We start from the raw sequence: 22950 nt of genomic DNA on the forward strand, positions 1-22950 counted from the left end.
GGAAACAATCCGGGTGGAAGGGCGGAGGGAGTGGGTGGCTATGGCCGAAAAGCAATGCGCCCTAAAACACGAACGGGAAGCGAATGACCGCACGCATATCGGTGGCGTCATCGGTGAGGCCCGCTTCGATCCCGAAATTCACGCTCGTCTTCGGATTGATCTTATAGGTCGTGCCAAACAGGAAGCGTCCAATCTGGAGATCGCGTGAACTTTGAGTAACCGCTTCGGCACCCTCAGTTAGAGCCCGTGTGGTTGTCTCAGTTCCAAAGCCCCAGCTGTGTGCATATCCAAAGTTGAGCGACAGGCGCGGGTTGAGCGCAAGGCCTACGCCAGCACTGAAGGAAATGACGTCACCGGGATCCACTCGCTCGATCTGCACTGGCGGCAATACCGCATTGACGTCACGCGCGAAGTTCTTGGTGTAGCTGAGGCTGCCGAACAGAACGCCCGGATCGCTTGGGATAATTGCGGTGATGCCCGGTGTTACACCCCAGAAGCCTGATCCAGTTGCCGCCTCGCTCGCTTCACCAAATTGGTTACGAGTGAGTTCGAAAGGGCCTTTTCCGGTTGGAATATCAACCTGCAGGTTGCCGATCAAATAGGCGCCAAAGCCCTTGGGAGCGTGCAATTGCTTGCGCAGCAGCACTTCGACATCGCCAATGCCAAAGCCGTTGGCGCTGTTGTCGATCTCGCGCGTCTCGCCATTGGCATCAGGCCCAGCGACCGGCGTTAGGACAGAGGTGTCCCAGCGGGCGATAAACGGCACATCGACACCAATTTCGAGATCATCGGTCAGGCCATATTGCAGGCCAACCTTTTGGGTGAACACGTCCTGGCGGCTTTCATTGATGTCAAACACGCCAACAAGGACGGATTCGACCACTTCAACGCCGCGGAACAGCGCGCGGTTGCGGTCAGCGCGAGCATAGCTCCACTCAACCTCGCCGCTCAACTTGCCCTTTTGGGTGATCGCGCTGCCCTGACGGCCCAGCGCGGCAACTTCTGGCTGGCGATCGGCATCGTCCGGTGCGACACCCACGGCGCCCTGTGGACGGCCCTGAGAACCGCCCGCTGGCGCATTCTGAGTACCTTGTGGAGCGGCAGAGGCAACACGGCGCGGCGCGGCCCCAGGCTGAGCCTGAGAAGGTGTAGCGGCGGCGCGGCGAGCCGCTGGCTCTTCGCCCAGCGCGAGCGCCAAGCGCCGCTCCATCGCGTCCAATTGGTTTTGTTGAGCTTGAAGCGCGCTGATCTGCTGGGCGATCGAATCCCGCTGCGCTGACACTTCCGCCCGCAATTGCGCGAGTTCGGCTGCATTTGTGGGAGTTTTAGTTTGTGTGTCCGGGTTTGTAGCAACGCGCACCGCTGGTTCAGCAGAGCGGGCGCCAACAGGCTGCACCACGGGCCGCGAAACCATTTCGATTTCGCGCGTCTGCGTGCCAGCGCCTTGCCCTGCGTCTTGGGCCGCTGCGGGCCCTGCGAGCAAAGCGGCGCCCATAAGAGCGAAGCTCAGAAATGCGTTGCGCATTGTGTACTACCATCCGTCCGGACAGTCGCGACTGAGGTCAGTCGAAACTGAAGTTTGCTGCATCCTCAGCAAGCGTACCCAGAGACGGAATAAGCGAACCAATTTGACCAACTGCCAGTCTCGACAGGTCGAGATCAACGGTGGTGACGGTCGAAATGGTGCGATCATCGGCGGAATTGGTGATGATACTGCCGGTTGCCCGGCCTGCTAGGTGAACAACCTGAGTTTGAGGAACCGAAATGGTTATCCGGCTACCTGTATCGTCGCCATCGGTTTCCACCGACACGTCCTGAGACACTTGCTCAATCGATACAACGGGTCCGCCCTCAGCCAGCACATAGGACGAGCGCAATACGAGCTCTCCATCAATGCTGGTTTCCTGGGTGATGGCCATATCCAGATCGATGCCACCGGGAAGAATAAATCCGCCGCGCTCACCAGCCAAAGCAGCGTCATCCATCGCCGCAACCGCGCCAAATGGCGATTGCGCAGCGACAGGTGCAGCCACAAAGGCAAGTATCACAGCAAGATAGCGAATAAATCGCGTCATTAAAATTCCCCGTAGCCCGGCGCGGTAAGATTCAGCACTTGCTGACTCACCGGCTGGAACATGCCCTGGTCCGCCCCAAATGCTGCGACGCGGCCCCATTGCGCGTCTGCATTAAAGGCAAGATGGTTAATATTTGCTCCACCTGTCACGACAAAATAGACGCCGTTCCAGGTTTCTTCGAATTCTTCGCGGTCCATCCGGCGTAGTCCCAGCGAGGGATCTCCGACCAGGACGAAGCCGTCTTCAATGCCCTTAACCACCACAAAATGGCGGTAGCCATTCGGCGCGATCAGCGCGATGCCCGGGGTTTCAGCCTGGCGAACTTGGTCAAGCGAAACTTTATAGCCGTTTGCGTCAATTCCCTGAGCGCCAAGGTAACGTTTCATGTCGAGCAGGGAGAAACCCTGCTTCTGAATCGCCGCCTGATCGCCATCACGCCACATGCCGCGAAACACCAGGCCTTCGCCCTGCTCGCGGCCGTAATGATACGTCAGCAGCGTTGCCAGCGCGGCAGAACCGCAGCTGAAATCAAATTGCTGCCGAACGACAGTATCATAGCGGGTCTCGACCATGCTGCGCGGCGCGTTTTCCAGCGCCAGCGAGCCGACATGCGTTGTGAGCTGAAACCCGCGGTCATCGACGGGCACAGCGGCACAAGCCGGCAGGAGCATAGCCCCTGCCATTGCCGTGATCATTCGTGAGACGCCGCGAAATGCCATAGTGCAATACCGGCTTATTGCGCCGGAAGCGCGATGTTCACCTGGATAGAGGCGTTGATCGCAACGTTATTGCCGGTGTTGGCATTGAGAATGGTCATGCCATTCATGTTGTTAAAGGCATTATCGCTGATTGAGATCGTACCCGTGTTCGAATTGTCGCCGACGCTATTGCCGCCAACGCTGTTCGTCTGATCCGAATTGGTCAGCTGGGTGAGATCTTCTTTACCAGCGATTTTCGCCAGCTTGCCTTCGTCCACCGGAGTGGCATCAGCAAAAACTGACTTTGCCGCAGGCGCACTTTGCTCTGCAAGCGCTGGTTTCGCGTCTTCGGCAAGTGCCGGAGAAGCAACCGCAGCGGCAGCCAGTGCAAATGCCATGCTGATCTTAGTCATAGCTTAGACTCCTTGTTTTTCAGGTGCCTGCGCCAGCCCGCCCATGCGGGAAGGCGGCGCGAGGCAGACCTGAAATACAGCTTAGTTTCCGCCGAAACTGTCGCCTGATACGGCGATGGTAACGCTGGCATTTTGCGATGCGCCCACACCAGTGTTCTGGTTCAGCGCATTGTTGCCTGCATAATTGCGGAAAGAGCTGCCACGGTTGACGAGATTGTTGCTGAGACGAGATGTGTCTCCAAGATCACCGTAGTCAACGTCTACGCCGGTTACGACGTTCGAGAGAGCGGTGTCTGCAACGATTGCAGCGCCGTTGAAGTTGTAGTTTTTGTTCGAACCTACGCCCTGGGCGATATTGTCCGAATTGTCGTCGAAGCTGTCAACGTAATCGCGGTTGTCATCAAAGCTGTCGTTGAACTCACGGTTTGAGTTGTCGTTGAAGCTGTTGTTGTCCGAGTTATCGTCGAAGCTATCGTTAAAGTTGTCGGTGTTGTCGTCGAAGCTGTCTTCAACGATGGTCACGTCAGTATCGACATCAACCAGATCGTTATCGACGGTTACGTCGGTGTCTGTGCTGGTCGCGTCCTGAGCGAAAGCTGAGGTGCTGGCCGAGAGCACGGCAACAGCGGCAATCAATGCGGTTTTCATTATTTGGTCTCCTAAACGAATCATGGACACTGATGTGCCCATCGCTCAGTAACAATACGCATAGACCTCGTTAGAAAAAGGAAACCAATGTACCTAAAAGGAAGTTAATTTTCGGGCTTTCACGCCCGGTAGAGCAGATATTGAACCCCTTAATTTGCACAGGCCGATCACGGCAAAGCGAATCGTCGCCATGGGCCGATCAGGCGACGCTGAGGGGCTCTTCAGTCCAGCTTAGAAGCGATAGCCTACCCGCACACCGACCCGGATTGCATCATCGTCGAACCGCTCGTCATTGGAGGATTTGAGACGGTATTCAGCGCTGGCATTGGCATAGAGACCGCGCGATGCGCGTCCCCAGGCAAGCTCCACCGCGGGCGCGACATAGCTGTCTTCACGCAGAGCGCCGTTGGGATCGCCCTGAGCCACGCGGGCGTCGTAATCCCACTGACGATATTCGAGCGACGGGCGAAACCGCAGACGCTTGGCAATCGGGAGGCTGTATTTCACCCGCGCGCTTTGCCGTTCAAAGCTGCGGCGCGGCTCATTATCGCTTTGCATGTCCTCTTGACGAACATCCAAGCGAACCCAGTGATAGGGGCCAAGGCGGCGATTGTATTGCGCTGTCACCTGATAACCATCGCCATCACCGCCCACAGTGGTGTCATATTCGCGCTCGCGATATTCAGCGGTGGCGCGGACCCGGTCGTTGCCGCGCTGCCATTGCACGCGCGCGCCGATGCTGGTCTGATCAGCGCTAAACGCCTCCAAAACCGCGATATTTTCATAACGGCGCAAATGCCCGCGCAGTTGAACCTCGTCGGAAACCTGATGCGTCACGTGCAGACGTCCAACCGCCGTTTCCAGGCCGTCGCGGCCGTCATCGCGAAACTCAAACAAGCGTCCTTCGGCCTCAGCCCGGACGCTGGTCGTCTCGCTGAGGTCGAATGTCACGCCAAGCCGGGCGCGGATGCCGACGCCGGAGCTGTCGATCGCATCGCCTTGGTCAAAATCGAGATCGGATTCGACGCCGCGAATTTCGACCAGACCGTCGAACTGGACGCGGGCTTCAGTGGCGGTGTTTTCGGCGGCCACATCTTCTTGAGGGCCGGTGACCTGCGCGCCCGCTGGCGAGCCGAGAACGGCTAAAGCCAGAGCCGGGCCGAGCCATTTCATGCATTGCGGCATGGCCGTCACAAATGGAAACTTCACGGCTTGATCCTTTCTTTGAGGCTTGTCGCAGCCTTCTGGAGGCGCTCCTTGAGCTCCTCCTCATTCATTTCTGCTTCGATCAGCGCATGCTCATAGCGGCGCGCCATTTCGCTCAGCTTGGGGTCGCCAAACGTGGTCGCGGTCCCAGCGATTTGATGCAGCAAGTGCCTGATTTCATCGATGGTTGCCTCGCTGAAATCGGCGTTTTTCAGTGCAGTCTCGACCAGTTTCAGCGTGCGCGTATTGCGGTCTCGAAATTGCTGCTCCAGCGCCTCCATAAGCGCTGGCTCAATCGTGGAGGCTGGTTTTGATGATCGTTTATCCGCTTTGTGGCCCCAGGCCTCCAAAGTGGCGCCCAAATCCTTGAGTGCGACTGGCTTGGCCAGGAAAGCCTGCATTCCGCAGGCGCGGTAAGAGCGGATCTCGTCAAAACTGGTGGCGGCGGTGACCGCAATAATCGGCAGCGCATCGGCGTCAAACCCGCGAGCGCGCAGCCGCTTGGTGGTCTCAACACCGTCCAAAATCGGCATCATCACATCGACCAGCATCAACGAGTAGGGCCGTCCTTCGGCTTTTGCAGCCTCGACCATCTCGATCGCTTCCAGCCCATTGGCGGCAATATCCATCTCGACCGAGAAATGCTCAGCCATGGCCCGCATCGCCTCGGCGCTGATCGGCGTGTCTTCGGCCAGCAGAACGCGCAGCGCTTTCCCGCTGGCACGGGCTTTGGCGGTCGCCCACTGGGTGTTTGATGCTTCTTTCACCCGGCGCTTATGTAAGAATATGATTAAGACGGAGCTAACGATGTTTACCTAAGCCGTTGGGCTCACAGTGCGTTCACTCCTTCGTGACGTCATTTTACATCTCGCGCGTTCTGCAGCCACCTTTCCTGCGCAGGCCGCGCAGCCCCCTAATAGACAAGCCTGTGATGATTAACGGTTAATTAGGGATAATTCCTTAGCGCCAGACCCTGAGTAATAACCATGAAAGGCAGCTTTGCTGGCTGCTTGGCCGGATCATTGCGGCCGCGCCCACCCATTCATGGCCGATGAAACGGCCAGCTTGGGCGGGAAAACAAAGGGGGTCTGGGGCATATTGGCAGCTGGGTAAGCATTGCCGTCATTCTCGTATCTGTCCGCATCGCGGCAAGGGCGAGTGAGGCCGCATTGCGCCATCATCTGCTGATCCCATACACATCGTGACCGCGCTTTCGCCTACACCTGCGCTGGAAGACAGCAAGCAATCAATCCCCGCAGCTGCGCGCACGAACTCGCGCGGCTCGCGGCGCATGCGCGCTATCCGGCGAGAGCTGCTAGGACAATGGCTCGGACCGCTGCTGGTCGCCATTGCGCTGGCCGTCCTCCATCAGCTGGGCGCCTTTGCACAAGTGGATGGACGCTTCTTCGATTCCGTCACCGTCAATCAAGCGGGCAGCCAGCCCAGCGTGGTCGTGATTGAGCGCGATCCTAGATTTGCCGCGCAAGACCCAGCGCAATTTGCCGCATTGGAGCGCTCGCTTGCCAATCTGGGCGTTGAGCGGATCGGCTATCTCGGCGCTGATCGCGGCGGCGTGGCGTCAAGCTCTGTTCCCATCATTGTTGGCCTGCCAGCGCAGCAATTGCCCGAAAATGAAAGCTGGGAACTGGAGGCCACTGGCACAGTGGGATCAGCGATCCCAACGGCGCGGACCTTGGCTCCGGCGCAATATGGCATCAACCGCGCGCAATCGGCGGTTCTGCCGGGACGCAGCGAAAGCATTCCTGTGTTTGACGCTGCGCTCGCGGGCAAAAGCCCAGCGCGCGGCGAGTTTCTGGTGCCAATGCCAAGCCGGCAGAGCATTCCGATCCTCAAGGCTAGCCAGCTAACCAGCGGCGAGATCCAGCCGGGCGAACTGGCCGGTCTGGTCGCAATGGTGGTGCGGCCTGATGCGCTGCGCGGTTCGCTCAGCACACCGCTCAGCCCAAATGATCATTCCACCAGCGAAGCAATTTTCCGTGCCCATGCGGTGAACGCGCTGAGAACGGATCAAATCAGCTATTACGCCCGCGATTGGCAGGTTTGGGTAATGTTGCTGGCACTCGGCGCGCTGCTGTCGCTGGTCTACCGAGAGACGGACCCCAAGCGGCTGGCGGTCTTGGTACCGATCAGTTTCAGTCTGCTCATCGCCGCGGCCTGCTGGGCCGTTTTGCTGTTTACGAATACCCTGCTGCCCGTCGCCGCGCTAATGCTCGCGCCGTGGATCATCACCTTCCAGCGCGTGATCGAGCGCGAAACCTCGCAAGATCGCCGCCTGGAACGCACCGCCTCACGCGCGGTGCAAACCTCGTTTAACCGCTCGGCCTTGCGTGAAGGCGCGCGCCTGCCGCGGCTGCTCGGTTCCGCCGCGCAATATGCCGGGGTTGAGCGCAGCCTGCTGGTCGAATTGCTGCCCAATGGCCAACTGGAGCCGGTCGCGGCAAACAATGCCTCGATCGAAGACATCGCCATTGCACCAAAGCAACTCGCCGCGATCCTGAAAGACCTGCGTGCGACCTTTGCCGTGCGCGATGCCGCCGACATCGTACCCAGCCGGGCAGGCGAAGCGCGGATCGGTTGGGTTGGCGCGGGCGATCAGCAATTGTTCTGGCTCCACACCCGGCCCGATACCGCCACACCGGGCAAATCGGCGCATCTGGTGCGCGCCATTGTCACGAGTTTCCGCGAGCTGTTCCGCTGGCGCGCTGAGCTTAACGCGCGGGCCAGCCAGGACAGCCGCTATCTGCCGCTTGATGATAAGGTCGCAAGCGCTATCGCGCTGGTCGCCAACGAATCTGAGCAAGTGCGCCGCGGGTTCGACACAATCGACACCGCCGTCATCATTTTCCACCTTATCGGCTCTCCCCTGCACGCCAATGAAGCGATGCAGGAGCTGTACCGTGAGGCTGGGCTAGGCCTGTTCGACACCTCTCTGTCCGAGGCATTGCTCGCGCTGACAGAGCTCGACGCAGAGCGAGTTGAGGCGCTGATCGAAGACCTAATGCTAAACGGCTCTGAAATGCGCATGCCAATGCGCGATCTGGGTGATGGCAATCGCCAAAGCGAACGGATGCTGCGGCTCGCCGCGCCTGTCAGCCATGCGCACGGGGCAGACCGGATTCTGGTGCTCGAAGCGATTGATATGCGCGACGTAAACCGCGCCGCTGACCTGCGCAAAGCGGTGGCGAAATTCATCGATCTGCAATTGCGCAATGACTTTGAAGCGATCCTGCTCGGCTCTCAGCTCGCCAGTGACAAGCGGCTGGCCAGCGAGCAAGTGCGCGGCGTGGTTGAGCGCATTAGCGAGACCGCCCGCCGCGCGACCAGCCGCTTGGACGAGGTGGCTGGCCTAATCCGTTCTGACACGCGCGATCTTACCGAGGCTTGCTATCCAGTAGACGCCGCCGCCGTTGCCAAAGACGCAATCGCGCGCGCCTCGGCCCTCGCCGACGAGCTTGGCGTTGTCATCGAAGCGGAACACCCAAGCGTCAGCGGCTTCACTCTGGCAGAGCCCAATGCGCTGGCTGACATGCTGGTCGCGATGCTGCGCGTGGTGATCGCCGATACGCCGCAGCACGGCGTGGTCAAACTGAAGCTCGAGGAGCTGCAGGGACGCACGCACATCCGAATTTCTGGCGGCTTTGGAATCGGCTTTGACCGGCTGTTGTGGCTGATCGCCAATTACGAAGAAGGCGCAGTCGGCGAATACCGCGTGATCGGCGAGGGCATGGCCAAGGTCACGCGCTGGTCAGCCAGCGTTTCCTATTGGGGCAGCCAGTCCAATGGCTTTGGATTTAATGTAGATTTGCGGGGGGTCGGCTGATGGCGGCGCGTATTCTGGTGATCGATGACGATCCCATTCTGGCCGGGCTGTTGCAGCTGACGCTGCAGCTCGAAGGCTATGAAGTCGATGTCGCAAGCGACGGAGATGCAGGCCTCAAACAGGTTAAAGCAACGCGCTTTGACCTGATCCTGCTCGACCTTGTTATGCCGAAAATTGACGGGATCAAATTCCTGCGTCTGCTGGCCGAAAGCGGCGAGCATCGCCCGCCAGTGATGATCGTGTCCTCTGCAACCGAAGAGAAGCTGACCGAGCAGTACCATGCCCTGGGCGTGGTCGATATCGCTCGAAAGCCGGTGGAGCCTGCTGAACTGGTCAAACGCGCAGCCCGCGCGCTGGCGGGTGGAAGCGCGCCGGTATCGGCTGAGCCAGCGGCGGAGCAGGGCTGAGACGAGCGCGCCGTGGACCTTTTTCCTCTCACCATATTTCCTGAAGGCGGATTGGCCGGATCGATCATCACGACCGTGTGGGTCGGTGTGTTCGTTATGTGCTTTTTCAACCTGCGCTATGGCTGGGTCCTGTCGGGTTTGGTTGTGCCGGGCTATCTCGTCCCGCTGATGATCGTGAAGCCGTTTGCGGCGCTCGTGATCAGCGTTGAGGCAATCGTCGCTTACCTGATCGTCTGGGTGTTCTCGCAAAAGATTGCGCCGGGCCGCTTCCCCAGCCTGTTTGGTCGTGACCGCTTTATGGGTCTGATCCTCGCCAGCATCGCGGTGCGGCTGTCGTTTGATGGCCTGCTACTGCCGGAATTTTCCGGCTGGCTGGAGGAGAATTTTGACCGGCGGATCGATTGGGAAAACAATCTGCAGAGCTTCGGCCTCGTTATCATCTCACTGATGGCGAACCAGTTTTGGAAGCCGGGATTGAAGCGCGGCCTACCAATGGCCTGCGTCACCATCGGTCTGACCTATCTCATCGTGCGCTACGGCCTGATGGAGATCACCAATTTCCGCATCAGCGGCGTGTTCTACCTCTATGAAGGGCTTGCAAGCTCGATCCTCGCCAGCCCCAAAGCCTATATCATCCTGACACTGACAGCGCTGATCGCGAGCCATTACAACGTCAAATATGGCTGGGATTTCTCCGGCATTCTGATCCCGGCGCTGATCGCGCTGCAATGGTATCAGCCAACCAAAATCCTGACCTCGTTCGGTGAGGCGATCTTGATCTATTGCATCGCGCGGATGATCCTGCAGCCGCCATTTATGGCCAATGTCACGCTGGAGGGCGGGCGCAAATTGCTGCTCTTCTTCAACATCAGTTTCGCTTGGAAAATGGCGCTGGGCTGGTTCATCGTGTGGCAGGGGATCGACGTAAAGACGACCGACTTCTTCGGCTTTGGTTATCTGCTCTCCACGCTGATCGCGATCAAAGCGCATGATAAAGACATCTTCCCGCGCGTTGCCCGCTCCACCTTGCAGGTCAGTCTGGCTGGCGCGGTGATCGGCAATTTCGTTGGCTTTACGCTCACGGCTGCAACCGCGCGCGCGCCGTGGAACGATGGCCCGGTTCAGGCTGAGGGCCTGCGGTCTGGCAATTCGCCTCAGCTCAACGCGCTGATCGTGAACGCGGTCGGCGATGCCCACACCCGCGTGATGCGCGGCGCGGCTCAGCCGTTGTCGAACGAGGGCCGTCGCACCCTCTCGCGGCTGGTTGAACTGATCGAAGAAGGCGTGCCTGAAATAGCGCCGGAATTTCATCAACGCGCCAGCGGTTGGCGTTTGCTGCGGATCGAGGACGGTCGTCTCGCGATTATCCGCGATGACGACAAGGGCGCAGAATTGCTGGTTTTTGACCCCAATGCTGCACGCGATCAGGCGATCATCCTGCCTGACCCAACAGCCATGCCAGGCCTCGCCAATGCCGCACTCGCTCTGCAACGCAATCAGGATGCACGCTGGCTCGTGCTTGCTGCGCCCGCGCCAGCCGGACGCACTAGCGATAGCAATATCGCTCAGATCTTTATCGATGCAACGCAGACTGCGCATATCGTGGTCAGCGCAGCGGGCCCGGACTCTGGATCGCGCTTTGCCTTTGCCGATGGCGCAGCCGCCGCCGCCAACGTTGCGGCTTTACGCCAAGTCGCGCCCGACCTCAAAGTCAGCCTGGCTGGCGAAGGACGCGGGCTGCGCGGTGACTATGCGACCTTGGAGTTGAGCGAGGCGTCTTTGCGCCATATCGCCGGACTGACCACGCCCGCACAGCCGACTGAACAACCAAAGGTGTGCACCCTTTCCCGCAGCGCGGAGGAGGGCAGCCATTGGGACGACCTGCCTCAACTGGCCTTTGCCCGGTTCGAAATCGCCGCCCCTATGATCGAGCGCGTGCGCGCCGGTGAAACACCAGAAATTGCCAGCGCCGGGGCGCAAATGGCCGGCATGGACATCACTCGCTGCCGCTTCGGCTCCAAAACGCACTGGAGCCTGTCGGCGGCTGGGCGCGATGAAGGCAATATCTTCGTCGCCGAGGGGCAAGAGCCGCAAAAGGCAGTTTTGACCTTTGAAAACTCACGCGGCGTCCTGCCCGCCCGAATTGGCGTGGCGGTGCATGGCAAATGGGGTTCAAACGCCTTGTTTGTCGCCACCCGAAGCGACAGTTTCCTGCGCGATCCGCACACGATCTTTGATGTCACATGGCAGGAATGGGTCCGCAGCCAAGAAGGCGTGGAGGATCCGATGGTCTTCCAATTGCGAGCTCGTCCACGGGAAGCAGTCAACTATCGCGGCGGCGTTGATGTGCTGGTGGCGAAGGACCGCATTGGGCCAGAACAGCCTGCGTTTGGCGAGGTTATCTCTGCCCTGCGCAGCGCCGGGCTGCGCGCTGAAACAGTCACCAATGCTCACAATCAGGCGGGCATGGAGGCTCGCCCCAGCATGTCGATGCGCTACATCGAGAGCACCAGCGAGCGGCGCTATGCCTTTGGCTGGTTGATGTTCCCTGGCATCGGGGAGCGCGCGGAATGACTTTGTCCATGCTCGCCAAGTCTTTGGTGTTTGCCGTGCTGGCGCTGGCCTCTGGCTGGGCCGGGCGCGAATATGCAATCCCGCTCGCAAACTATCTCACCGATGTGCGCGATATCACCGCGCGCGACGCCCGCATTTCAAAACGCTCCATCGTTTACCGCATCCCAGAAAATGACAAGCTGGCCTTCACCTTCTCTCAGCCGGTGACCCAAGCCAAGATCCTGCTCGCTCCTTCGGTAACGGAGGATGTGCGCGGGCTCGAAAAGGGCTTTGTCTACGGCCTGCGGATGCGCTGGATCGGGGCGAACGGCAAAGAGATTTCCGTCCATGACGCCTATCTGCAAGCGGATTCGCCGGACGTGGTGTTTGCCTCAGGCAACACCTGGCGGTTCTTCCGTACTCAGGCCGAATTGGTCGCCGAGCAAGACCAATTGCTGGTCGAAAGCCCCGTGCCCGCCGCGCGGCTGGAACTGGAAATGTTCGACATTGAGCGCGGCATTGTCGGCGTGGATGTGCAGGTGTTCGAACAGCGCACCTATCTCGGCGCGCAATCGCTCGCAGCGTATCGGCGGCTAAGCGATGAGACGCGTGACCGCCTGACCGAGGCCAATGCCTTTCCCACCGAAATGCTGACCCGTGAAGAGCGCTTTTACCTGGGCCGCAACCAATGGCGGGCGGTGGGTCCGCTGGGCATTAGCGGGCGCGATTACACCATGCTGGTGCTGTATGAGGCATCGCGCGACGATATTTCCGAGAGCTTTGGCGAGGAAAGCGCGCCATGAGCCGGGCAAAACCAATCCTAGCGGGCGGTGCAGCCGCAGCGATTCTCGCCGGCGCAGCCTATCTGTTCCCCCCATTTGGCGGGGTTCAAGGCACAGCCTTCGCCGATAATGCCGAGCTGGCCCGCGCGCGAAGCGCCTTTGCTGAGCTGCTGACCGGCAACAAGGATCGCTTGGCCGACCTTGCAGAGCTGGACCTTATGGCGTCGGCTGTGCCCGGCGCTGAGGACGCTATGCTGCTAAGCGAAGGCGCTGGCGATTGTCAGGCACGCGGGATTTATTGGGTGCGCGAAGGGGCCGCACCACCACTGGCGATCACGGCGCCGCATCGCGGTTCAGACCGTCACACCGGCAGCCTCGCCTCTGCTCTGTTCCTAGAGACCAGCGCGCAGGCAGCCGCGTGGAATTCTGCGCCGCGCCGCAAGACCAGCGGGTGCGAGCATGCACTCGATTTGGCGCACACCAAGGATCACCTGTTCAGCGCCTTTGCGCTTGCTTTTGCAGAGGCCGCGCCAAATGGCCTGAATGTGCAGCCGCACGGCTTTGACGGGGATCGCCGAGACAGCGTGGCCGCTCAAACTGCTGGCATGATCCTCAGCAATGGCACCGAAGAGCCAAGCGAGCGCCTGCTCGATCTGGCGGATTGCCTCAGCATGGCCTTCGCGCCCGTTCCCGTGCTCGTCTATCCCGGCGACACTGGCGAGCTCGGCGCGCTGTCCAACGCTCAGGGGCAATTGCTGCGCGAGGCCGGGTTCGACGGCTTCGTCCATATCGAAATCTCTGCCGACCTGCGCGCAGCCATGATCGAGGATGGCGCCCTGAAAGCAAAACTCGGCGCATGCCTGGTGGAGGCCGCGACATGAGCGTCCACACCAAAATTGATGCCGGGCTCGCCGCGCCGCAGGAACGCCTGCTGGCCGACCGTTTGACCGTCGGGCTCGCGCCCAAAATGCGCCCGGTGTTCGAGGACGTCCACGCCGAAATTCTAGCGCTGGCCGACAAGCAAAGCGAATTTGCCGATCCGCGCGTACATGCCGAGCTGCTGGCGCAATATTGCGCTAGGCAAAGCGATTCCATCGCTGCGCTGGCCAATGCCGAGCGCGAATTTCAGACCCGCCACGCCAACGCTATCGACCAAGCCGAAGAGCACGCTGCGATCCTCGATTTCGCCCGCGCACTGGGCGCGGACCGCAAGCAATTGAACAGCGACCGCAAGGCGTTTGATGTCTATTTCGATGCCGATGCTGCCGTCGAGCGTTTCCACAAGCGCGTCGGTGAGCGCGAGCGCGCTTTGGCCCATGCGGTTGAGCGGCTGGGCCTGATCGCTGCCGATGCCGTCGCGGCTGATCCGATGATGGTCCACACCGCCTTCTTCGTCGATCTGTTCGACGATCTGCTGGACGCCATGCGCAGCCGGCGCGGGGATGCGCGCATCCGCTGCGCCGCGCACACGTGCCTGGCGACCATTGCCAAACAAATCGACCATTGGCCATTCGGCGCGTGGCTGGAGGCCGTGCTGAGCGCAACGCGCCGGGTGTGCCTCGATGAAAGCGAGGATGTATGGGTGCAATGCGCTGCCTTTGACGCATTGCTCGCGCTGTCGCCCAAATCCATCGCAACCGCTGTGAACGCGCGGCTCAAACAGCCGCTCTCGGCCAAGCCTGCGCGCGCGGCAGACAACGAACTGTTCCTGCGCCGCCATTTGGTGCGCCTGCTCAGCGCAAATTTCGCGCTGGATGAGGCGTTTGCGCGGCTACTTAAGAAGCTCGGCGAAGATGAAAGCGGCGCCGTGCGCCAATCGCTCGCGGATACGCTGCACCTGCTGCCAAAGTCTGTCGCAGCGGAGACGTTCGTCGCCCTGCGCGATGACAGCGACCAGCAAGTTCGCGCCGCGATCTTTGCCGATGTGCCGCGCATGCTGCGTGCAATATCACCAGACGGCTATGCGGCGCATATCGGCCATGTCCTAGCCCATGACAGCGATGAATTTGTGCTGCGGATCACATTGGACGCAGCCTCTGCGCTTGCGGCCTTCTGCCGCCAGTCCGGCGATCTGGGATCCGACCGGACCATCGCGCAAATCCGCCAGCACATCACGGCGTTTCAGGGCCGCCGCCGGTCACCTAAGCTGCTGCGCTGGGCCGATGAAGCGGCTGAGCGCGCATGGCTGATGTCCGACCTGGACGCGCTGGAAATTGCCGAAGCGATCCGGGAGGTCACACGTGATCAGCGGGAGGCAGATATCCGCCCGATCAAACCGCTCAAACCTTGGCTTGCCGAGAATAGCGAGCGGGTGGGCCGGGTGATGGCTGTGCTCGCGCAAAACGATTTTGGCCTCTCGCTCAAAAATGGTCGCCGTCCGCGCATTCAGCGCGGCGAGTGGATCAAGCGGCGGCTGTGGCGCGTCCTGTTCGAGGGGCGCAATTCCGCCACCGACAAACGCCAGGCGCATATCCACACCACCGGACGGCATTATTTCGGCGCGGTGCTGGCCCCAAGCGCGCGCATGGCCGAACTCGCTCCGACCAAAGTGCCGGGCGAACCCCTGTTTGAAAGCAGCGAGGGCGGCTGGCGCAATTACCTGCCACTGATCGATATGGTGCTGGCCGCGCTCGACCAAGGCCAGCCGCTCCAGATCTTCACCAGCGCTGGGATCACAACTCTGACCCCGCCCACTGGCATTTACCGCCGAGCGCGCGCATTCTGGCGCATTTCGCGCGAATTTGCGTCACTCGCCAATCAGCGCAACCGAGAGCCTGCGGAATTCCTTGAAGCTCTGCGCGGCCATGGGATCGACACCGCGTTCCGCGGCTATGATGCGGACCAGCCAGCCAATCCTGAAATCGCCAAGTTCTTCAGAGCGGAGGAGCCAGCATGATTGATACGCTCTCCCCATTGGTCGACAAAGCCTTTGTCTATGCCTCCACCGTTTATGAGAACAATCTCATCGAGCTGGCGATCTTCCTCGCTGCTGCCAGCCTGTGGTTCTTCACCCGGCACATTGTGCTTGGTTGGTACGCCCGGCGCCTGCGCAAATCGCTGAGTCTGGTGCTCGGCGGCTGGGGCACACGCGGCAAATCCGGCACAGAGCGGCTGAAGGCGGGCCTAATGAATGCGGTGGGCCCATCCATCGTCTCGAAAACCACGGGCTGCGAGGCGATGTTCCTCATCGGCACGCCTTTTGGCGGCCTAACCGAAATGTTCCTGTTCCGCCCTTACGACAAGGCGACAATCTGGGAACAGTTCAACCTGATGAAGACCTCCAAGGGCCTCAAAACCCGCGTGTTCCTGTGGGAATGCATGGGCCTCAACCCTGATTATGTCCGCGTCTTGCAGCAGGATTGGATGCGCGATGATATCGGCACCATTACCAACACCTATCCCGATCATGAGGATATCCAAGGCCCGGCTGGACGCAACATCCCAGAGGTCATGTGCGAGTTCATCCCGAACGGATCACAGCCGCTCACGACCGAAGAAGAAATGCTTCCGATCCTACAAGAGGGCGCGGCCAAAGGTCAGACCGAGATGCGCACCGTCGGCTGGAAAGAGGCCGGGCTGGTGCATCAGGATCTGCTCGACCGTTTCCCCTATGAAGAGCATCCCTATAACATCGCTCTCGTAACCGCGATGGGCGATGAGCTCGGCCTCGAACACGATTACTGCGTGCGCGAAATGTCAGACCGGGTGGTGGCCGATTTGGGCGTGCTGAAGACCTATCCGCGCTCCACCATCAATGGCCGCACGCTGGAATTTATCATGGGCATGTCGGCCAATGAACGCTTTGGCGCGATGGGCAATTGGGACCGGATGGGCATGGCCGAGCATGACCTTGCTCACGATCCGGAGATCTTCATCAGCACCGTCGTCAACAACCGCGCCGACCGCGTGCCGCGCAGCCGCGTGTTTGCGCGCATGCTGGTTCATGATGTCGCAGCCGATCGCCACGTGCTGATCGGGTCCAATGTGGAGGGGCTGATCGGCTTCATCAACGAGGAATGGGAGGCCTATGCAGCCAACCTCACCCTGTTTGAAGAGGGCACCGAGCCACTGACAAAGTTGGAAGCCCTGACCAAGCATCAGCGCATCGCTCAAGACCAAGCGAGCCTCAACGGGCTACTCGCCGCCATGCTGGCCCCGCAGGCCGATGTGCTGAGCGCAGCAGACGCGATCACCGCGGCTAAATCTGGTCAGCTTGCCGAAACCTTGAGCAGCGCCAGGGTTCAAAATCACGAGGCCATCCTATCGCATTACGAGGCCATGGCGGAAAACACACGCGTACTCACTGAGCTCCGGCAAGCGGTCGCCAAGGGCGGCGAATCTGCCGCGCTTGATGCGCAAATGCGCGCGCTTCTGGGCAAGGCCTTCAAGGCCAAGCTGCTGCCAGTGCGCGACACCTACACCAAAGGCGAGGCGATTGTGCGTCTGGTCGCTGACAGCACCCCGCCGGGTCTCACCAACCGCATCATGGGCATGCAAAACATCAAAGGCACCGGCCTTGATTGGGTGTACCGCTGGCAGGCGTGGGAAACGGTCGCCAAGGCGTGCAAGCAGCTCGCCTCTGACGAACCAGCCGAGATCGAGCGCGGATACCGCGCACTTGCCAGCTTCCAGGAGTTCGGCATTTTGAGCGAGCGCGCCGTGCTGGAAAGCATCGACTCGGCCCGCGCGCACCTCAATTCCGTGCCGAGCATTTCGCCTGCGCAATTGGACGCTCTCACCGCGCGGCTCGACAAGCAAGTGCGCGCGCAGGATCCGGTCGATGCGAATGAAGGTGGCGGCGATGATGAAACGCGCAGCGCTCTCAAAGAAGCCGCCGACCGCCTGATCAACATGGCCGAGGGTTTTATCGACCCCAGCGATGCCGTGCGCCGCCGCCGCACCTCTGACAAGATCTACAAAGCGCTGATTGCAGAGCAAGTGTCCCTGCAACGCGCCGCCGCAGAACTCAAAGAAATCACCTCACGGCAAAAAGGCGGCTGGCTGTCCAAATCGATCAAGAAGCGCAGCGGGAAGCTGCTGCCGTTTAAGAAAGCGGCTTAATGGCGCACCCGAGAGGATTCGAACCTCTGGCCTCTGCCTTCGGAGTGCAGGGCTTGGGGACAACAATGATTGCATTCGAACAATCTACCCTCTGAAAAATATAAACTATCTGTTCAGTCTTGTTCGTACTTAGTCGATAACGTATTCCGTACTCATTACATACTTTTGATGGGCGGCTGGTTATGGCGTGTGATTTGAGCAGGGTTGGTGAGCGGGAGCGATTGAAGGCACGCAGAGAGCCGCATTGGCACCGACTAAGGGCCGGTTGCTTTCTGGGCTTCCGTCCCTCGAAGCGGGGCGGGGCCGGAACTTGGATTGCGCGCGTCTACGATGAGGACGCTGGAAAATACCAAATCAAGTCACTTGGCGATTTCGGGGCATTGGCTGGCAACGCGCGTTTTGGGGCGGCAAAGAAAGGAGCTGAGGCACTAGCCGAATTGGTAGAAGCCGGCGGAGAGGTTCGCGCCAAGATTGAAACCGTTGCCGATGCGTGTCGAGACTATGCCAGCGAGCGCCCAGAGGCCGAACAACGCTTCAAGCGGTATGTTTACGGTGATGCTTTGGGCAAAGTGAAGTTGGCCAAGCTGCGAAAGCGACATGTGGCAGAGTGGCGCAAACGGCTAGAAGAAACCCCATCTCTCGTTAGCAGACGCAAAAAGGGGAGAAGCGCGTGCGGAAACGCGCACCATCGACAGTGAACCGCGATATGGCTGTTTTGCGGGCGGCGCTGGCTAAGGTGCTTTCTCCGGGCGCGCCGAATAGCGAAGCGGCTTGGCAGGAGCCTTTGAAATCCATTCCCAATGCCAACGGCAGACGGACACTTTACCTCGACCGTGAGCAACGCCGTGTATTACTTGAAAACATTGCCACAGAAGCCCTGCCTTTTGTGCAAGCGTTGTGCTTGCTGCCTCTTCGCCCCGGCGCGATGGCCGCACTTACGGTTGGCGATTTTGACAGACGAACAGCAGAGCTAAATATCGGCAAAGACAAGACTGGGAAGCCCAGACGCATTCAATTGCCAGATAACGCATGTCAGCTCTTAGAAAATCAGGGTGCAGACAAGCTACCAAATGCTCCGCTCTTTATGCGGTCGAACGGAAAGCCTTGGACTAAAGATTCATGGAAACAGCCGATTGCGGAAGCGGTCAAAGCGGCAAACCTCCCGAGCGGCGCAACTGCTTACACTCTGCGCCACAGCACAATCACCGATCTTGTGAGCGCTGGGCTGCCATTGCTAACCATTGCGCAAATTTCAGGGACCAGTGCGGAAATGGTTGAAAGGCATTATGGCCACCTTGCTAGCGAAGCGGCCGTGAAAGCGCTGGAGACATTGGCGCTATAACTATGGGCAGCTAAGCGCGGGGCGGTCCAATCTCTGCGGCCCTTTACGGGCAAACCAGTCCCAAACGCCAACTCATACGCTAATACAGTTTTTCGCCCGCGCGAGGCAGCGAAAGGCCTGCGCATGAACCATCAAACCACGGAACCGCTTGGCGAAGTCTGTTTCGCTAGTTAAGTCTCTGCGCGGAAAAGGGGATTGCGATGCGGCTTGGCTGGGATGAAATTAAACGGCGCGCCAAGACGTTCAGCCAGGAATGGAAAGACGCCCACTACGAAAAGGGCGAAACGCAAACCTTCTACAATGAATTTTTTGAACTTTTCGGCATCAAACGTAAACAGGTGGCCATTTACGAACAGCGAGTGAAGCTGCTGTCTGACAAGCACGGTTTCATTGACCTTTTCTGGCCTCGCACCCTGCTAGTCGAGCAGAAATCCAGCCGCTTGGACCTTCGAAAGGCGCAGGGGCAGGCACTCGACTATGTGGAAGGCATTCACCCCACTGAACAGCCGAAATACGTGCTGACCTGCGATTTTCAGCGTTGGGTTCTGCTTGATCTGGGGTCTGGGCGGGAACTCAAGTTCCACCTGAAGGACTTACACAAACACATTACTGCGTTTGACTTCATGCTCGGCCGCAAGGTCACGTTCGAAACGCAAGCTGACGTAACTATCAAAGCTGCCGAATTGATGGGCAAGCTTCATGATGCGCTGGAAGAGTCGGGATACATAGGACACGATCTGGAACAATTCCTGGTCCGCACCCTGTTCTGCCTGTTTGCCGACAACACCGGCATATTCCAGCCGAAAGACATTTTCCTGCAATTTCTGGAAAACGACACAACGCCCGATGGCAGCGATATGGGCCGCAAGCTTAGCGAGCTGTTCGATATTCTCGACACGCCGGAAGGAAAGCGGCTGACAGGCACGGACGCGGAGCTTGATGCCTTCCCTTACGTGAACGGCGCGCTGTTTGCAGGGCGGCTGCGCATTCCCAAATTCGACACGGACATGCGTGAGGCGCTGATTGATGCCTGCCGCCATGATTGGTCAGCCGTTAGCCCTGCGATCTTCGGTTCGCTGTTCCAATCCGTCATGGATGCCAAGCAGCGCCGCGCGAAAGGCGCGCACTACACTTCGGAGGATAATATCCTCAAAGTTATTGAGCCGCTGTTTTTGGACGATCTGAGGGCCGAACTGGCCAAAATTATCGGGCGTAAGACTGAACGCGACAAGGAACTGGACAGGTTCCTGTCCAAACTGAGCCAACTGACGTTCTTCGATCCGGCCTGCGGCTGCGGCAATTTTCTGGTCATTGCCTATCGCGAAATCCGGCGGCTGGAACTGGCGGCTTTGGAAGCTCGCTGGCCAAAGGCAATGACTGACATTGGAGACGAACGTAGGCAAGGGGTGTTGGACCCTGCCCTGCTATCCCGTGTGACTGTTAATCAGTTCTACGGCATCGAATATGAGGAGTTTCCGGCCCGGATTGCTGAGGTCGCAATGTGGATGATGGACCACATCGCTAACAATGCTCTGAATGAGAGCTTCTCGCTAAACTACGCGCGAATCCCGCTGAAAGACTGCGCCCATATTCTGCATGGCGATGCGCTGGAGACGGATTGGTCCAATCTACTACCGCCAGAGAAATGCAGCTATATTATGGGCAATCCGCCTTTCATTGGCGCTAAATTTCAAAGCCCAGAACAGCGTGCGCAGGTGCGTCGCATTGCCAACCTAGGTGGCAGTGGCGGAACGCTCGATTATGTCGCAGCATGGTTTATTAAGGCAGGGCAGTTTCTACAAACTAATGCCCACATCCGGCTGGCATTTGTGTCCACCAATTCGATCACACAAGGCGAACAGGTAGCGCAACTCTGGCCGATCCTGTTTGACCGCTACAAGCTGGAAATCGCCTTCGCCCATCGCACTTTTGCATGGGGCAGCGAAGCGCGCGGCAAGGCCCAAGTTCATGTGGTAATTATTGGGCTCGCCCACGGTGATCACGAGCCTACTGAAAAACGTTTGTTCTCCTACCCCGACATTAAAAGCGATCCAGTCGAGACGCGGCATAGGGCGCTGACAGCCTATTTGTTCGATGCCAAAGGCGTAACCAACAGACACCTAGTAGTGAGAGAAGAACGCAAACCTATCAATGGCGCCGCCCGTATCATTACTGGCAGTCAGCCAATAGACGATGGCAACTACATCCTCAGCGCCGCAGATAAGGCGCAGTTTCTTCGAGATGAGCCAAACGCTTCAAGGTTTCTGCACCCATATTTGGCGGCTCAGGACTTTATAAACGGCGGTGAGCGCTGGGTGTTATCACTGCATAACGCATCGCCAGCCGATCTAAGAGCGATGCCAATGGTTCTTCAACGGATAAGGGCTGTTCGTGATTTCCGATCAAGGAGCAAACGCAAAAGCACTCTACGGGCAGCAGAAAACCCAGCCGAATTTGGAATGTCCGTCATTCCCGAAACAGACTTTCTAGTGGTTCCGAAGGTTAGTTCCGAGAGACGCGACTATGTCCCGCTTGGTTATCTTGGCCCCCCCACCATTCCAAGTGATCTGGTTTTTTTGCTCACTGAAGCAAGCAAGCATGAGTTCGGGGTCCTGACTAGCCGAGCGCATATGGCGTGGCTCGCTCATATGGGCGGGCGACTAAAGAGCGATTTTCGCTATTCGATTGGCCTAGTCTACAACACATTCCCATGGCCCGATGCCAGCCCTGCAAAGCGCGCAAAGATCGAAACCTTGGCGCAGGCTGTCTTGGATGCCCGCGCCGCGCATTCTACCTCCAGTCTAGCCGACCTATATGATCCCGATACGATGCCAGCCGATCTGCGCCGCGCTCACAATGCGCTGGATAAGGCCGTAGACCGCCTCTACCGCGCCGCGCCCTTCGAAACGGACCGTGACCGCGTAGAACACCTATTTGGCCGCTACGAGGCCCTTGTGAACCCCCTAGAGCGGCTGGGCGCAGCCAAGAACAAGCGGGTAAGCCGAAAGGCGAAGGCGAAAACTGATAGCGATGGCTGACAGCAATGAACCTATACCGGTTCACCCGGACGATAAAACGGCAAACGCGGCGCTTTCGATCATGCGGCAGTGGCAGTGGGGCTATTCCGATCCCGATGGCGAAAGAGTCTCTGATTCGATGAGCTTGGGCAAATTGGTCAACCGCCTAGCAATGGAAGGGCAGGCAGCGCCCAAGCAGGACATTCTAAAGTTGCTTTGCAGTGGCGAGATTCGCGCACGCGGGGATTACCTATGGCGCAAGTTTTCCGATGGCGAGCACTACGAACTGAGCGGCAGCGCTGCCGATGTGCCACCCGCTAGATGGCGAGTGTTGTTTGATCTAATGGAAGAGAGCCAAAGGCGGCTGTCAAAACTTGATGAGCCATTACCGAAAGTAGTCCTGCCCATGCTTGGAAGCGGGGAATGGCCCGCATTCAGTTGGGACCATTACCAAGGAGAATTTTCGACCCTTCAAAAGAGCAGTGATGCGGGCCGCTTTAAACCAGAATATTTCGAGGAAACGTATTCAGCTACGAACCTAGAAATCTACATGCCTACTGACTACAGCGACATAAACGATCTGGACCAATTTCCGCCGGGAAAACTAGCTTCTGACCATGACAAAGGCGGTCGACCACCAGCCGCAAATTGGGAGCAAGCTGCGCTTGAGCTGGCAGGCCGCTACTACAAGGGCGATTTCAAGCCCGCCACCAAAGCGGACGTTCAACGTGAGCTGGCAGCCTATTTGGCAGAGACTGATATTCACCCGTCAGATTCCACGCTCGCAAACCACGCAAAGCCGATATTTGAGGCATTTAGAGCTTGGGAGCGCGACTAACAGAAACCCGGTTGCTGCTGGTTTCTGACCCTTTCCGGCTGACCAGCCGAAGCCAACCGACGCAGAATG

Annotated in this window: 17 protein-coding genes; 10 read left to right on the forward strand and 7 right to left on the reverse strand. The window is 59.0% G+C overall.

What is annotated here, in order from left to right; all coding sequences use genetic code 11:
• Nucleotides 1–61: 61 nt before the first annotated feature.
• The 7 genes from AC0V6M_RS04715 to AC0V6M_RS04745 form a co-directional block, all read right to left on the reverse strand.
• On the reverse strand, nt 62–1525 hold the full coding sequence (locus AC0V6M_RS04715) for a transporter (protein ID WP_486137705.1): 1464 nt from the start codon (nt 1523–1525) through the stop codon (nt 62–64).
• Nucleotides 1526–1562: 37 nt separating this feature from the next.
• On the reverse strand, nt 1563–2075 hold the full coding sequence (locus AC0V6M_RS04720) for a hypothetical protein (RefSeq protein WP_486137706.1): 513 nt from the start codon (nt 2073–2075) through the stop codon (nt 1563–1565).
• Nucleotides 2075–2647, reverse strand: a complete 573-nt coding sequence (locus tag AC0V6M_RS04725) for a C39 family peptidase (RefSeq protein WP_486137707.1) — start codon at nt 2645–2647, stop codon at nt 2075–2077. The genes AC0V6M_RS04720 and AC0V6M_RS04725 overlap by 1 nt, the downstream gene beginning before the upstream one ends.
• A gap of 161 nt (nt 2648–2808) precedes the next feature.
• A complete protein-coding gene (locus AC0V6M_RS04730) occupies nt 2809–3186 on the reverse strand; it encodes a hypothetical protein (RefSeq protein ID WP_486137708.1) in 378 nt (125 codons plus the stop codon).
• Between the two features lie 81 nt (nt 3187–3267).
• A complete protein-coding gene (locus AC0V6M_RS04735) occupies nt 3268–3834 on the reverse strand; it encodes a hypothetical protein (RefSeq protein WP_486137709.1) in 567 nt (188 codons plus the stop codon).
• A 231-nt stretch (nt 3835–4065) separates the two neighbouring features.
• A complete protein-coding gene (locus AC0V6M_RS04740) occupies nt 4066–5043 on the reverse strand; it encodes a hypothetical protein (RefSeq protein WP_486137710.1) in 978 nt (325 codons plus the stop codon).
• Nucleotides 5040–5807, reverse strand: a complete 768-nt coding sequence (locus tag AC0V6M_RS04745) for a response regulator (RefSeq protein WP_486137711.1) — start codon at nt 5805–5807, stop codon at nt 5040–5042. The genes AC0V6M_RS04740 and AC0V6M_RS04745 overlap by 4 nt, the downstream gene beginning before the upstream one ends.
• A gap of 434 nt (nt 5808–6241) precedes the next feature.
• Between AC0V6M_RS04745 and AC0V6M_RS04750 the strand changes: the two genes are divergently transcribed.
• The 10 genes from AC0V6M_RS04750 (at nt 6242) to AC0V6M_RS04795 (ending at nt 22881) form a co-directional block, all read left to right on the forward strand.
• Nucleotides 6242–8881, forward strand: a complete 2640-nt coding sequence (locus AC0V6M_RS04750) for a hypothetical protein (RefSeq protein ID WP_486137712.1) — start codon at nt 6242–6244, stop codon at nt 8879–8881.
• Entirely contained in the window at nt 8881–9288 is a 408-nt protein-coding gene (locus AC0V6M_RS04755; RefSeq protein WP_486137713.1) for a response regulator, read from the forward strand. Before AC0V6M_RS04750 ends, AC0V6M_RS04755 begins: the two co-directional genes overlap by 1 nt.
• 12 nt (nt 9289–9300) lie before the next feature.
• A complete protein-coding gene (locus AC0V6M_RS04760; RefSeq protein ID WP_486137714.1) occupies nt 9301–11862 on the forward strand; it encodes a poly-gamma-glutamate biosynthesis protein PgsC/CapC in 2562 nt (853 codons plus the stop codon).
• A complete protein-coding gene (locus tag AC0V6M_RS04765) occupies nt 11859–12644 on the forward strand; it encodes a hypothetical protein (protein ID WP_486137715.1) in 786 nt (261 codons plus the stop codon). The genes AC0V6M_RS04760 and AC0V6M_RS04765 overlap by 4 nt, the downstream gene beginning before the upstream one ends.
• Nucleotides 12641–13504 carry a hypothetical protein gene (locus AC0V6M_RS04770; protein WP_486137716.1) on the forward strand — a complete coding sequence of 288 codons (864 nt, stop codon included), beginning with the start codon at nt 12641–12643 and terminating at the stop codon, nt 13502–13504. The genes AC0V6M_RS04765 and AC0V6M_RS04770 overlap by 4 nt, the downstream gene beginning before the upstream one ends.
• A complete protein-coding gene (locus tag AC0V6M_RS04775) occupies nt 13501–15519 on the forward strand; it encodes a hypothetical protein (RefSeq protein ID WP_486137717.1) in 2019 nt (672 codons plus the stop codon). Before AC0V6M_RS04770 ends, AC0V6M_RS04775 begins: the two co-directional genes overlap by 4 nt.
• On the forward strand, nt 15516–17684 hold the full coding sequence (locus AC0V6M_RS04780; protein ID WP_486137718.1) for a hypothetical protein: 2169 nt from the start codon (nt 15516–15518) through the stop codon (nt 17682–17684). The genes AC0V6M_RS04775 and AC0V6M_RS04780 overlap by 4 nt, the downstream gene beginning before the upstream one ends.
• Nucleotides 17685–18390: 706 nt before the next feature.
• Nucleotides 18391–19026: a tyrosine-type recombinase/integrase gene (locus AC0V6M_RS04785; protein ID WP_486137719.1), complete on the forward strand. Its 636-nt coding sequence runs from the start codon at nt 18391–18393 to the stop codon at nt 19024–19026.
• A gap of 200 nt (nt 19027–19226) precedes the next feature.
• Nucleotides 19227–22064: a DNA methyltransferase gene (locus AC0V6M_RS04790; RefSeq protein WP_486137720.1), complete on the forward strand. Its 2838-nt coding sequence runs from the start codon at nt 19227–19229 to the stop codon at nt 22062–22064.
• Nucleotides 22057–22881: a hypothetical protein gene (locus tag AC0V6M_RS04795; RefSeq protein ID WP_486137721.1), complete on the forward strand. Its 825-nt coding sequence runs from the start codon at nt 22057–22059 to the stop codon at nt 22879–22881. The genes AC0V6M_RS04790 and AC0V6M_RS04795 overlap by 8 nt, the downstream gene beginning before the upstream one ends.
• The last annotated feature ends 69 nt before the right edge of the window (nt 22882–22950 follow it).

Source organism: Erythrobacter sp. JB3-1, assembly GCF_057364995.1.

Bases quoted from the DNA above. Each gene is read 5' to 3' on its own strand.
- AC0V6M_RS04735 (WP_486137709.1), bottom strand. From the start codon at position 3,834: ATGAAAACCGCATTGATTGCCGCTGTTGCCGTGCTCTCGGCCAGCACC.
- AC0V6M_RS04715 (WP_486137705.1), bottom strand. From the start codon at position 1,525: ATGCGCAACGCATTTCTGAGCTTCGCTCTTATGGGCGCCGCTTTGCTC.
- AC0V6M_RS04785 (WP_486137719.1), top strand. From the start codon at position 18,391: ATGGCTGTTTTGCGGGCGGCGCTGGCTAAGGTGCTTTCTCCGGGCGCG.
- AC0V6M_RS04725 (WP_486137707.1), bottom strand. From the start codon at position 2,647: ATGGTCGAGACCCGCTATGATACTGTCGTTCGGCAGCAATTTGATTTC.
- AC0V6M_RS04795 (WP_486137721.1), top strand. From the start codon at position 22,057: ATGGCTGACAGCAATGAACCTATACCGGTTCACCCGGACGATAAAACG.
- AC0V6M_RS04770 (WP_486137716.1), top strand. From the start codon at position 12,641: ATGAGCCGGGCAAAACCAATCCTAGCGGGCGGTGCAGCCGCAGCGATT.
- AC0V6M_RS04720 (WP_486137706.1), bottom strand. From the start codon at position 2,075: ATGACGCGATTTATTCGCTATCTTGCTGTGATACTTGCCTTTGTGGCT.
- AC0V6M_RS04765 (WP_486137715.1), top strand. From the start codon at position 11,859: ATGACTTTGTCCATGCTCGCCAAGTCTTTGGTGTTTGCCGTGCTGGCG.
- AC0V6M_RS04755 (WP_486137713.1), top strand. From the start codon at position 8,881: ATGGCGGCGCGTATTCTGGTGATCGATGACGATCCCATTCTGGCCGGG.
- AC0V6M_RS04790 (WP_486137720.1), top strand. From the start codon at position 19,227: ATGCGGCTTGGCTGGGATGAAATTAAACGGCGCGCCAAGACGTTCAGC.
- AC0V6M_RS04775 (WP_486137717.1), top strand. From the start codon at position 13,501: ATGAGCGTCCACACCAAAATTGATGCCGGGCTCGCCGCGCCGCAGGAA.
- AC0V6M_RS04780 (WP_486137718.1), top strand. From the start codon at position 15,516: ATGATTGATACGCTCTCCCCATTGGTCGACAAAGCCTTTGTCTATGCC.
- AC0V6M_RS04730 (WP_486137708.1), bottom strand. From the start codon at position 3,186: ATGACTAAGATCAGCATGGCATTTGCACTGGCTGCCGCTGCGGTTGCT.